Origin of the sequence: Streptomyces maremycinicus (assembly GCF_001184025.1) — a bacterium.
In the GTDB taxonomy this organism is placed as follows: Bacteria; Actinomycetota; Actinomycetes; order Streptomycetales; family Streptomycetaceae; genus Streptomyces; species Streptomyces maremycinicus.
The window spans coordinates 100,552-112,527 of record NZ_BBYG01000018.1 but is presented as its reverse complement, the minus strand read 5'-3'; the positions used below and the strand labels follow the sequence as shown (position 1 = coordinate 112,527).

Annotated in this window: 8 protein-coding genes and 1 tRNA gene; 2 read left to right on the top strand and 7 right to left on the bottom strand. The window is 71.8% G+C overall.

Annotated elements, in window-relative coordinates; genetic code table 11:
* Positions 1–13: 13 nt before the first annotated feature.
* The 4 genes from AOQ37_RS27690 to AOQ37_RS27675 form a co-directional block, all read right to left on the bottom strand.
* Positions 14–805: a S16 family serine protease gene (locus AOQ37_RS27690; protein ID WP_062648018.1), complete on the bottom strand. Its 792-nt coding sequence runs from the start codon at positions 803–805 to the stop codon at positions 14–16.
* Between the two features lie 272 nt (positions 806–1,077).
* Positions 1,078–1,728, bottom strand: a complete 651-nt coding sequence (locus tag AOQ37_RS27685) for an IclR family transcriptional regulator (RefSeq protein WP_062648016.1) — start codon at positions 1,726–1,728, stop codon at positions 1,078–1,080.
* 418 nt (positions 1,729–2,146) lie between these two features.
* The gene (locus tag AOQ37_RS27680) at positions 2,147–3,949 is read right to left on the bottom strand and encodes a DEAD/DEAH box helicase (RefSeq protein WP_062648013.1); all 1,803 of its coding nucleotides are present in this window, start codon (positions 3,947–3,949) and stop codon (positions 2,147–2,149) included.
* Positions 3,950–4,133: 184 nt separating this feature from the next.
* On the bottom strand, positions 4,134–5,609 hold the full coding sequence (locus AOQ37_RS27675) for an MFS transporter (RefSeq protein WP_062648011.1): 1,476 nt from the start codon (positions 5,607–5,609) through the stop codon (positions 4,134–4,136).
* 219 nt (positions 5,610–5,828) lie between these two features.
* Here AOQ37_RS27675 and AOQ37_RS27670 point away from each other — a divergent pair.
* A tRNA-Cys gene (locus AOQ37_RS27670) sits at positions 5,829–5,900 on the top strand.
* 158 nt (positions 5,901–6,058) lie between these two features.
* Here AOQ37_RS27670 and AOQ37_RS27665 read toward each other — a convergent pair.
* Together AOQ37_RS27665 and AOQ37_RS27660 are read right to left on the bottom strand one after the other, a co-directional pair.
* Positions 6,059–6,466 (bottom strand): hypothetical protein, encoded by a 408-nt coding sequence (locus AOQ37_RS27665; RefSeq protein ID WP_062648009.1) that lies wholly within the window; start codon positions 6,464–6,466, stop codon positions 6,059–6,061.
* Between the two features lie 386 nt (positions 6,467–6,852).
* Positions 6,853–7,326: a hypothetical protein gene (locus AOQ37_RS27660; RefSeq protein ID WP_159401374.1), complete on the bottom strand. Its 474-nt coding sequence runs from the start codon at positions 7,324–7,326 to the stop codon at positions 6,853–6,855.
* A gap of 735 nt (positions 7,327–8,061) precedes the next feature.
* Between AOQ37_RS27660 and AOQ37_RS27655 the strand changes: the two genes are divergently transcribed.
* Complete coding sequence (locus AOQ37_RS27655; protein WP_062648005.1) at positions 8,062–10,497, top strand: DUF8508 domain-containing protein; 2,436 nt, start codon at positions 8,062–8,064, stop codon at positions 10,495–10,497.
* Positions 10,498–10,529: 32 nt separating this feature from the next.
* Here the strand turns inward: AOQ37_RS27655 and AOQ37_RS27650 are convergent, their stop codons facing one another.
* Positions 10,530–11,768, bottom strand: coding sequence for an SUKH-4 family immunity protein (locus AOQ37_RS27650; protein WP_062648004.1), 1,239 nt, complete (start codon positions 11,766–11,768; stop codon positions 10,530–10,532).
* Between the last annotated feature and the right edge of the window lie 208 nt (positions 11,769–11,976).

The following is an 11,976-nucleotide window of genomic DNA, read 5'->3' as shown; positions in this document are numbered from 1 at the left end:
GGGGCGCGGCCGCCTAGCAGCTCGGTACCGAGCCCTTTCCCTTCTCCAGGGCCGTCAGTGCGGTCACCGTGCCCTTCAGGGTGGTGACCGGGATCAGCCGGAGGCCCTTCGGCAGCTGGGCCTTGGCGTCCGCGCACTCGGCCTTCGGCACCAGGAACACGGTCGCCCCGTCCCGCCGGGCGGCCTGCGTCTTCAGGGACACACCGCCGACGGCGCCGACCGTGCCGTCGGCCTCGATGGTCCCGGTACCGGCGATCGTGCGACCGCCGGTGAGATCGCCGCCGCTGCCGTCGCCGTCGAGCTTGTCGACGATGCCGAGCGAGAAGAGCAGCCCGGCGCTGGGGCCGCCCACATCGGACAGCTTCAGCGTGACCTCGATGCCGTCGTCGCTGCGGCCCAGGTACTTCAGCGCGGCCTCGGTCGCGGCGTCCTGGGACTGCTCCATCTGCTCGGTGTTGTGCCGCTCGATCTCCTTGGTGGTCTCCCCGCTGGGGTAGACGGAGTCGCGCGGCATGATCGCCTGGTCGGTGGCGAACCAGCTGTCGATCAGGTCGGAGAGCCTGACGTCGGTGTCGGGGTTGGTCGCCTCGATCGTCGTCATCCGCAGCTGCCCGGTCGTCTTCCGGACCGGCGCGCCGGTGATCGTGATGACCGGGGTGCCCTTGTTCTCGCCGAGGACGTTCGCCGTCATGCCCGGCTGCGCCACCGAGAACGGCAGCGGTGCGAACGCGGCCGCCGCGAGCAGCGCCACGAGCGGCAGAGCGCAGACGGTGAGGGCCTTGGGGCGTGAGAGGCGTGAGAGCACGAGGTCAATCTAACGTGACCACGAGTTCCCGCTCGCGGCTGGAGGCATACGGGGGCGGCCCGGGGCGACGGAGGGCGGCCCGGGGGCTGGGTCGCCGCCCGGTCCGCGGCAGGGCGGTCGCGAGGCAGGCTCCTCGCCTCCCCGGCTTCCCGCGCCTCCCGCGCCTCCCGCGTCTCCCGGCTTCCCCGCCTCCCCCGCCTTCGTCGGCCGTCACGTCCGTTCATGCGCCCCGAGATCCTCGGGGCGCCGGCGCGGTACGGCGGCGTGCCGCGTCAGCGCAGGGCTTCCGCCACCTCCCGTGCCGCGTCGACGACCCGCGGTCCCACCCGCTCCGGCACCGAGTCGGCCAGCATCACCACGCCCACGCTGCCCTCGACGCCGGTCACGCCCAGCAGCGGAGCCGCGGCCCCGCTCGCGCCGGCCTCCAGATCGCCGTGCGTCAGCGTGTAGCCGGGTTGGTCCGTCGGACGCACCGGGTTCTGCCGTCCGAAGAGAATCGCCCGGCCGGCGGCACCCCGGTCCAGCGAGTGCCGGAACCCGGCCCGGTAAGCCACGTGATAGTCCGTCCAGGACGGCTCGACGACGGCGACGGCGAGCGCCTCCGTCCCGTCCACCAGGGTCAGGTGCGCGGTCGCCCCTATGTCCTCGGCCAGCGATCGCAGCGCGGGCAGCGCGGCCTCCCGCACCAGCGGATGCACCTGGCGGCCGAGCCTCAGCACCCCCAGGCCGACCCTGGCTCGCCCGCCCAGGTCACGCCGTACGAGTGCGTGCTGCTCCAGCGTGGCGAGCAACCGGTACACAACGGTCCGGTTGACGCCCAGTTTGTTGGAAAGTTCGGTGACGGTCAGCCCGTGGTCGGTGTCGGCCAGCAGCTTGAGGACCTTCAGTCCTCGATCGAGCGTCTGGGAGGTCTCCGCGGTCACGACGCCCACTCCTTAAGTGGTGAGGTCGGCAACCTCCGTCGCGGCGGATGCGTCACCGAGTCCCGTCAGTGACGCGCTTCAGAGGCCGCCGATCGACAGATGGGCCGGCGTGTCCGGGCCCAGTCGCTTCACGGCTGCGCTCCGCGGCGGCGCTGCCACGGGGCGTGTGCGTAGCGGGACAGTAGCGAAGCCGGTTCGCTGAGCGGAAGGCTCCGTCCAGAATCCGGTCACTGGCCGGTATGGACTACTTGCATTTATCCCGATACGTACGGAGCGTCACGCCACGACTCACGCCCCCGCCAGAGACCCACGAAGACCCACGGAGACCCACGGAGACCCACGGAGGTCCCGCAGCGGTCCCGCAGAGGCCCGGCAGAGGCCCGACGGGGGTGCGGGAGCGGGGGTGGCACGGGCACCCTCACTTCATCCGGGTCGCCCACTCCTGCACCTTGGCGATGCGCTGCCGCAGCTGCCCCGCCGTCGCCTCCGCGCTCGGCGGCCCACCGCACACCCGGCGCAGCTCGGTGTGGATCACACCGTGCGGTTTGCCGCTCTGGTGGACGTACGCCCCCACCATCGTGTTGAGCTGCTTGCGCAGCTCCATCAGCTCCTTGTGCGAGACGACCGGCCGCCGCTCGGCCGGCAGCTCCAGCAGGTCCGCCTCGGTGTCCGGCTTCTTGCGGCTGTGCGCGATCTGCTTGGCCTGCCGCTTCTGGAGCAGCATCTGCACCTGGTCGGGCTCCAGCAGACCCGGGATGCCGAGGTAGTCCTGCTCCTCCTCGCTCCCCGGGTGGGCCTGCATGCCGAACTCGGCGCCGTTGTACATCACCCGGTCGAAGACGGCCTCGGACTCCAGCGCCTCGAAGGCGAACTGCTCCTGCTCGCCGGTGTCCTCGTCCTGCTCCTTGTTCGCCTCGTCCATCTCCTGCTCGGACTCGGCGTACGGATCCTCCTCGCCCTCCTTCTTGGGCTTGTCGAGGGCGTGGTCGCGCTCGACCTCCATCTCGTTGGCGAAGGTGAGCAGGTCGGGCACGGTCGGGAGGAAGACGGAGGCGGTCTCACCGCGCCGCCTGGACCGCACGAAACGCCCGACGGCCTGGGCGAAGAAGAGGGGTGTGGAGATGGTCGTCGCGTACACCCCGACGGCGAGCCGGGGCACGTCGACGCCTTCCGACACCATCCGCACCGCGACCATCCAGCGGTCGTTGCTGCCGCTGAAGTCGTCGATGCGGCTGGACGCGCCGGTGTCGTCGGACAGGACGAGGGTCGCCTTCGTCCCGGTGATCTCCCGGATCAGCTTGGCGTAGGCGCGGGCCGACTCCTGGTCGGAGGCGATGACGAGCGCGCCGGCGTCCGGGATGGCCTTCCTGACCTCGGTGAGCCGCTGGTCGGCGGCGCGCAGCACGCTCGGCATCCACTCCCCGCGCGGGTCCAGCGCCGTACGCCAGGCCTGGCTGACCGCGTCCTTGGTCATCGGCTCGCCGAGCCGCGCCGCGATCTCGTCGCCCGCCTTGGTCCGCCAGCGCATGTTGCCGCTGTAGGAGAGGAAGATGACGGGCCGGACGACCTGGTCGGCGAGCGCGGACCCGTAGCCGTAGGTGTAGTCGGCCGCCGACCGCCGGATCCCGTCGTTGCCCTCCTCGTACGACACGAAGGGGATGGGATTGGTGTCGGAACGGAACGGCGTACCGGTGAGCGCCAGACGCCGGGTCGCCGGCTCGAAGGCCTCGAGGCAGGCCTCGCCCCAGGACTTGGAGTCGCCGGCGTGGTGGATCTCGTCGAGGATGACGAGGGTCTTGCGCTGCTCGCTGCGGTTGCGGTGCAGCATCGGGCGGACGCCGACACCCGCGTACGTCACGGCGACACCGTGGTAGTCCTTGCTGAGCGGGCCCGCGCTGTACTCCGGGTCCAGCCGGATCCCTATCCGCGCGGCCGCCTCCGCCCACTGCTTCTTCAGATGCTCGGTCGGCGCGACCACCGTCACCTGCTGCACGACATGGTGGTGCAGCAGCCAGGAGGCCAGGGTCAGCGCGAAGGTCGTCTTGCCGGCGCCGGGTGTGGCGACGGCCAGGAAGTCGCGCGGCTGCTCCTGGAGGTACTTCTCCATCGCCCCCTGCTGCCAGGCCCGCAGCTTGCTCGCGGTGCCCCAGGGGGCTCGGCCCGGGAAGGCCGGTGACAGGTGGTGGGAGTGGGAGGTGGAGGAAGCGGCGGTGGTAGTCACGGTCTCCGGGTTCAGGGTCGGGCGGGCTGCTCGGCTCTCGGCTGCGTATGACAACCGGGCCACCCTACCGGCGGCCCGACACCGTCAACGAGCGAACGAGGCCGGGTCGTGTCCGGGTGGGACTGAGGTCACAGAGACGGACGGCGCCGGCTCGGCACGCGCAGCACCGCGACCCGGCCCGATGTCAGCGTGGCCGCGCCCGCAGCCGTGTCGTCACCCAGGCCCCGAACAGCGCGACGGCCGCCATGGGCAGGAAGACGGCGGCGAAGGCGGCCGGATGCGAACCGGCGGCGCTCGTGGCCGTCGCCGCCGTCGCGTGCGCCACGCTCCCGCCACCGAGCGCCGCGAAGGCGGCACCGCCCGCCGCCAGCAGCAGCACATTGGACAGACCGTCCGAGATCTGGAGGGCGGCGGAGTTGGCCCCGGCCTCCGCGGGAGCGGACAGCTTCAGCAGCAGCACGCTCGACGCGGCGATCACCAGCCCCATCCCGAAGCACCCGAAGCCCCAGGCGACGGCCACGGTCCAGACGGGTACGGAGTGGATCAGGACGCTGGGCGCGGTGGCGATGGCGGCGGCCGTCAGCACCATCCCGAGGGCCATCAGCCGCTCCCGGTACGGCTCCGCCCACGGACGGGACTGCACCCACGACCCGAGCGCCCAGGTCGCCCCGCCGGCCGCGAGGGAGAACCCGGCCAGTGTCGGGCTCAGCCCCCGCTGCGTCACCAGCATCAGCGGCACGAAGGACTCGGCGGCGACGAAGGACCCGGCGGCCACCCCGCGCAGCAGCACGACGGACGGCAGCCCGCGGGCGGCCCGCCAGGTGCCGTGCGGCAGCAGCCCGAGCACGGCGGGCACGAGCAGCGCGACGCCCGCGGCGCCGGGGAGGAGGGAGACGGGCCGCAGGTCCTGGGCGGCGTACTGGAGCAGTCCGGCGCCCAGCGAGATGCCGAGGGCGAGCCTGATCCGCCGCCGGTCGAAGGCGCCCGCGGTCAGGCCCTCCACGGGCCCGCCCGCCCGCCGCCGTATCTGCGGCAGCGCGAGCGCGAGCGGAAGCACCACGAGGGCGGGCGTCCCGAGGAAGACCCAGCGCCACCCGAGCCGCTCGGTGACCGCACCGGCGGCCAGCGGCCCGACCACGGACGGCACGACCCAGCAGGCGGCGAACGCGGCCATGATCGCGGGCCGCAGCCGCTCCGGGTAGGCCCGACCGACGACGACGTACAGGGCGACGATCACCAGCCCGCCGCCCAGCCCCTGCACGGCCCTGCCGAGGATGAACACCCACATGCTCCCGGCGCTGCCGGAGAGGAGCAGCCCGGCGGCGAAGGCCGCGATGCCGCCGCCGAGCGCCCCGAGCGGTCCCCGCCGGTCCGACCACTGCCCGGCGAACACCATCCCGAACAGGCTGGTGGTGAAGTAGCCGGAGAACGCGAACGCGTACAACGCCACCCCGTCGAGCTCGCGCGCCGCCACCGGCATGGCGGTCCCCACGGCGGTCGCCTCGAAGGCGATGAGCAGCACCACGGAGACGATCCCGATGGTGAGGGCCCGGTAGGACCGCCCGAGAACGGTCTCGCCGGCCCGCTCCACGGCGGCGGCGGACGGAGGGGACGGGACGTCGTCGGCGACACCGGTGTCGCGGGGTTCGAGGGCAGCCATGGTCGCCAGCGTAAGGTCCGCAACCGACATTGACCCCTGTCGGAAGGCGGGTCCCGGCCCGGGACGATGGTCCTACGACCACCGCCCCGCACCCCCGCTTCATGAACGGCGTGTGGCAGTCCCGTTGCGGCCCCCGCGTCCCCCTTGAGCCCCGTCCCTCCCCGCCCGTACGGTCGACGTACCGAGTTCGGAAAGGGGCCGACGCCCCGCACCCGACCCGGCCGTGTGCCCGAGTGGCTTAGGGACTCGCCTGCAAAGCGAGGTACGTGGGTTCAATTCCCGCCACGGCCTCTGACCGGCCTGACCGGACGGAACGAAATGGGCGGCACCCCCGAGGGTGCCGCCCATTTCGTTCCGCCGTCTCAGTTCCTCGGCCGGCCTCAGAGGTTCGACGACCACGAGGAGAGCGGCGCAGGACTCACGGGGACAGCTCCGCCCCTGCGGACCGGCTAGTGGTCGTTGACGTAGTAGTGCGTGGTCACACTGCCGTAGTCCGGGCCCAGCCAGACCGCGACGCTGATCGAAGTGTCCTCGGGGAGGTCGTAGATACCCCCCTGCGAAGCACGAGCCGAGGCGCATGCGCCCTCTCCGCCCGAGGCGGTGAGTGTGTAGCGGATGTGATACGCGCCGCTCGGGTACTGGACGGCGATCTGGACCCGGGGAGAGACTCCGTCGGCGTCCGTGTCACAGACCGAGACGATGTCGCCGTACTCGGCGATGTAGGCCGTGCCACCCGGATTGGAGTCCGAGGTCGTCCACGTGTGGTCCCAACCACCGCTGGGCGGATCGACGGTCGCCGATGCCGACGTCGCGTTGGCGAGTGCTCCGCCGGTCAGGATCACGGTGGTTGCGACCATGGCCGCAATCTTCTGACGCATCATGTACCCCCTGTTTTTGCTCGCTCGGTCATTCCGGCGAGCCGTAGTGACCCTACGTCAGGTGGGCATATTTTTCGATCATTTTTTTTACCGTGACATCGCGGACCACCTCGCCTCCCCTGCTGTTCCGTGCTTTGGTGCGGATTTTGGGGAATTACCCGGTAGCGACATGACAAATGGGAGGCAGTAACGAATGCCCACCCCCCTTTGAAAGAAATTCGAAAGAAAAAGAAAAGGGCGGCACCCCGAGGGGTGCCGCCCTTTCGTCGTCGGCCTGTCGTCGGCGTGTCGTCAGCCTGCGGAGCAGAGGCCGCCGTCCGGGCGGAACATCACCCAGGTTAAGTGGGCCCTGTCGGCTGTTCGTCTCAGCTCTCGGTCGACTCCGCTTCCTCCGCCGTTTCGTCCAGGTCCAGTTGGGCCTGCACCCGCCTGATCAACGCGTGAACGTGCTTCATGTCGAGCGGAGTCCGCCCCAGCGCGGCCCGGAGCATTCGCAAGTCGTGGCGCAGGGCACCTCGCGTTTCCTCGGAGCTCAGTTCCAGCAGTTCGAGCCGGTCCAGCAGACCACTGAGCGCCTCCAGGAGCGCTGTCCGACAATTCTCCTCGACACTGGTCAGGGTCCCGTTTCGCCGGTCGGCCATGTTCATCGGCGAGGACTCCCACGGCGGTTGGACCGAAAGGGAACGCTTGCCGCGCGGGGAGTCGCTCCCCGGTTCCGGCAGTGTCCGAGCCCGACTCGTCTGATGCGGCCCGGACGGCTCCCTCGTCGTGTTCTGGGTCACCGTGCCGTTGTTGAACGCCAGCTGGCTGTTGGTGATCTGTCCGAGGAACACCACCATCAAGCGGTCCGGCGCGTCGGCGCCCGGGGGCCGCATCCCTGCGAGCGAGCCGCCAGGGGCGGAGGGGGAACCCGTACCGGGGTCCGGAGTCCGGATCCGCTGCCGTTCCTCGACACGCTCCGCCCGACTGCGCGGTGCAGTCGGCTGTCGCTTCACCTCGGGCGCAGCCCGCTGCCCACGCGGTGAGGTCGGCTGCGGCCTCACCTCCGGCGTCACCGTCCGGGCAGCCCGCTGCCCACGCGGTGAGGTCGGCTGCGGCCTCGCCTCCGGCGTCACCGTCCGCTGTCCAGGCGAGGACGTCGGCTGCCGCTTCACCTCAGGCGAGGACGTCGGCTCCCGTTGTCCCGGGGGCTGTGCAAGCGGCCGCGACACGCGCTGTCGGCTGGTGGACCGAACCGGTTTGAACCGCGCACTGGTCATGTAAACCCCCACAGTGCAAGTGACTTCCCCAAAGCCTAGCGAACCTGGCTCACCGACCAGTGGCGTGTGGGAGACGTGAGGTGTCGGCGCCTTCCCTGTCTCACAGTTGTCGGTGACATCGCGTAGGACCGGATCCAGCGGCACGGGTCGGCCTCCTCGATCCGCCGGCCACACCCGCCGCCACGGCGACACTCACCTTTCCGTTCCTCCGAATTAACCTGCGCCCCCTTAACAACCACCTCTCTACGCGCGTAACTTGAGCCGGATCCCCCACACCGACATCGGCCGTACACGACGTACGAGGAGACCTCCAGCGTGTCCAGATCCGTAGGGAACAGACCCCGCCGTGCCGCCTGCGCGCTCATCGCCGTGGGTGTGGCGAGCGCGTTCGCCATCACCTCGCTGCCCGCCGCCTACGCGGCGCCGTCCGCCTCCGCGGTGATCTCCGAGGCGTACGGCGGGGGCGGGAACTCGGGGGCGACCCTGACCCGGGACTTCGTCGAGCTGGGCAACGCGGGGTCGGCTGCCTACGACCTGGCCGGGTACAGCGTGCAGTACCTGCCGGGTGCGCCGTCGGCGTCCTCGCTGTGGCAGGTGACCACGCTGAGCGGGACCGTCGCGCCCGGCGGGCGATTCCTCGTCGCCGAGGCCGCCGGCACCGGAGGGAGCACCGCGCTGCCCACCGCCGACGCCACCGGGACCATCGCCATGAGCGCCACCAGCGGCACCCTCGCGCTCGTCTCCGGCACCACCGCCCTGACGTGCAGAACGGCCGCCGACTGCGCCGCCGACAGCCGGATCGTCGACCTGGTCGGCTACGGCAGCGCCCTCGTACGGGAGGGCAGCGGGCCGGCCGCCGGGGCCTCCAACACCGCCGCCGTGGCGCGCGGCGCCGCCCTGGGCGACACCGACGACAACGCGTCCGACCTGGCGGCGGGAGCCCCCACGCCGGTCAACTCCGCCGGGCAGACGCCCGGTTCGGGGGACGGTGGCGGGGACGGCGGCGGCGATCCGAGCACGCCCGGTACCGTCCGCGTCCACGACATCCAGGGCACCACCCGGCTCTCCCCGCTCGCCGGGCAGAGCGTCGGCCGGGTGCCGGGCGTCGTCACCGGGGTGCGGACCTCCGGGTCCAAGGGGTACTGGATCCAGGACCCGGCCGCGGACGCCGACCCCCGCACCAGCGAGGGCGTGTTCGTGTACACCGGGTCCGTCACCCCCACCGTCGCCGTCGGCGACTCCGTGCTGGTCAGCGGCAAGGTCAGCGAGTACTACCCGAGCAGCACCAGCCAGTCGGTCACCGAGCTCACCGCGCCGACCACGACCGTGCTGTCCGGCGGCAACGCGCTGCCCGCCGCCGTCACCGTGGACGCCACCAGCGTCCCCGGCGCGTACATCCCCAGGGCCGGGGGCGGCAGCGTCGAGTCGCTCGCCCTCGAACCGGGCGTGTACGCGCAGGACTTCTACGAGTCGGCGGAGGGCATGCGGGTCGCGTTCTCCGACGCGCGTGTGGTCGGCGCGAGCGACGCCTACGGCGAGCTGTGGGTGACCGTCAAGCCGGACGAGAACGCCACGCCACGCGGCGGGACCCTCTACTCCTCCTACGACCGGCCGAACACCGGGCGGCTGGAGGTCATGTCGCTCGACACCACCTCCGCCTTCCCCTCGGCCGACGTCGGCGACGAGCTGTCCGGCACCACCACCGGGCCGCTCGACTACTCCACCTACGGCGGCTACAACGTCCAGGCCACCCGGCTCGGCACGCTGGTCGACAACGGGCTGAAGCAGGAAGTGACCCGCCGGCAGAAGGGCGGCGAGCTCGCGGTCGCCACGTACAACGTGGAGAACCTGGACGCGCTGGACGCCCAGGAGAAGATCGACCGGCTGGCGCACGGTGTCGCCGTCAACCTCAACTCCCCCGACATCGTGGCCCTGGAGGAGATCCAGGACGACAACGGCGCCACCGATGACGGCACGGTCACCTCCGAGGCCACCCTGAAGCGGTTCACCGACGCCATCCGCGCGGCCGGCGGCCCCCGCTACCGGTGGCGCTACATCGCCCCCGCCGACAACCAGGACGGCGGCGAGCCCGGCGGCAACATCCGCCAGGTCTTCCTCTTCAACCCCGAGCGGGTCTCGTTCACCGACCGGGCCGGCGGTGACGCCGTGACGGCCACCGGCGTGGTGAAGACCAGGAAGGGCGCGAAGCTCACCGCCTCCCCCGGGCGCGTCGACCCGGCCTCCGGCGCCTGGGACGACAGCCGCAAGCCGCTGGTCGGAGAGTTCGTCTTCCACGGCGAGACGGTCTTCGTGATCGCCAACCACTTCACCTCCAAGGGCGGCGACCAGCCCCTGCACGGGCGCTACCAGCCGCCGTCGCGCAGCTCCGAGACCCAGCGCCAGGCGCAGGCGGCGGAGGTGAACACCTTCGTCGAGTCCCTGCTCGCGGCGGACAGGAACGCCAAGACCGTGGTGCTCGGCGACCTCAACGACTACGAGTTCTCGCAGACCGTCGGCACCCTGACGGCCGGCCAGGTCCTCAAGCCGCTGATCACCACGCTGCCGGCCGCCGAGCGCTACACCTACGTCTACGACGGCAACGCGCAGACCCTGGACCACATCCTCACGAGCCCGGCCGTCACGCACTACGACTACGACGTGGTGCACATCAACGCCGAGTTCGCCGACCAGGCCAGCGACCACGACCCGCAGGTCGTGCGGATCGACGTCGGCCGGTGCCGCAAGGGCTGACCGCGGAGCGGACGACCGGTGCGGGCGCGGGGCTACGCGTACAGGCCCCCGCCCGCCTCGTCCTCGAAGACGCCCGGCCAGTACCGCTCTCCGTCGTCCGTGGGGACGGAGGGGACCGGGGTCGGGTCGCAGGCGACCGGGTCGACCGCGGCCAGGGTGCGGGACATCGTCTCGGCGAGCTGGTCGTAGGCGTCGGTCAGCCGGTGCACCGCGTCCAGGGCCCGCTCCCGGCGGATCAGCCAGAGGGTGAACGCCAGCGTGGAGATGTCGGCGTTGAGCGGGCGCAGGCCGAGGTCCGGCTCGCTCCAGCTCAGCACCGCGCCGGTGGCGCCGTCGACGACCAGGCTGGTGTCCTCGAGGAGATGCCCCAGGCGGATCAGCCGGCCGGCGTTCGCGGGCAGCAGTTCCTCGGTGAGGTCGCCCGCGCGGTCGTCCGCGTAGTACTCGGCGAGGGTCTGGAGCGGCATGTCGGTCTCCAGCGAGAACCAGACGACCTCCTCCGGCAGGCCCACCTCGCGCAGAAAACGGCGGGTCGGCGCGTGCGTGAGCGCTCGCGGGCAGTCGACGTCCTCGAAGCGGACGATCCCGCCGGCGCCGAACTCCTCGTCCAGGAGCCGGACCGGCAGATCCAGGGCCAGGCCGGACGCCGTGCCCGGACCCGCCACCAGTGCCAGCGGGCGGATCACCGCGGCCAGCTTCCAGAAGGGGCCGGACGCGCCGCCCGTGTCCCGCGCGCCCTCCTCGAAGACGGCCAGCAGCTGCTGCGACGCCTCCGCCACCGCCTTCGGCCCGAGCCGGCTCGCGTAGCAGGCGAACTGGCCGCGCAGGGCCGCCAGTTCGTCCACCGCCGTGGCGAAGCGCACCAGCTTCTCCAGGGAGGGCGCGAGCGGGCGCGGGTCCATCAGGTCGGGGCGGTCGTGCAGGAAGTACGTCGTGGAGATCTCGCCGGTCATGCCGTCGAGCAGGACGGACTCCGTCTCGCGGCCGTCGGCGCCCAGGAGGCCGCCGATCACCAGCCGGTCGCGCAGCTCGGCCGCGAGGCGGCCTTCGGGGTCGCCCGTGGAGTCCCCGACCGTGCGCAGACCGTCCGTGCGCAGCGCCTCGAACGTCAGCAGGCCGGCGTCGCCAGGCGTCGCGGGCAGGCCGGGGCCGGTGAGCCAGCGGCGCGTCGGCGCGTGCGTGACGTACGGGGAGAGCTCGTCCTCGGTGAGGACGATCGTCGTCGTGGCGGTGGTCCTGGTCGTGGTGGTCCTGCTCCTGGTCGTGCCCATCGGATCCCCCGTGCGGAAAGTTGCGTGCGCCGTCCCACTGCTCCGCAGCCTATGCGGCACCACTGACAACGGCTCTGACCAGCGACCGCACCCAGGACACACCCAGCACACCCGTCACCGGTCCCGCACTGACAGACGCCGGGGCGGCCCCGCGCGTTCCCTCTCCGGAGCGCGCGTTCCCTCTCCGGCCCGATCGGCCCCCACCGGA

What these genes read in the sequence shown, in the direction of transcription:
- AOQ37_RS27650 (WP_062648004.1), bottom strand. Translation starts at nt 11,768, where the DNA reads ATGGGCACGACCAGGAGCAGGACCACCACGACCAGGACCACCGCCACG.
- AOQ37_RS27660 (WP_159401374.1), bottom strand. Translation starts at nt 7,326, where the DNA reads ATGGTGGTGTTCCTCGGACAGATCACCAACAGCCAGCTGGCGTTCAAC.
- AOQ37_RS27675 (WP_062648011.1), bottom strand. Translation starts at nt 5,609, where the DNA reads ATGGCTGCCCTCGAACCCCGCGACACCGGTGTCGCCGACGACGTCCCG.
- AOQ37_RS27665 (WP_062648009.1), bottom strand. Translation starts at nt 6,466, where the DNA reads ATGGTCGCAACCACCGTGATCCTGACCGGCGGAGCACTCGCCAACGCG.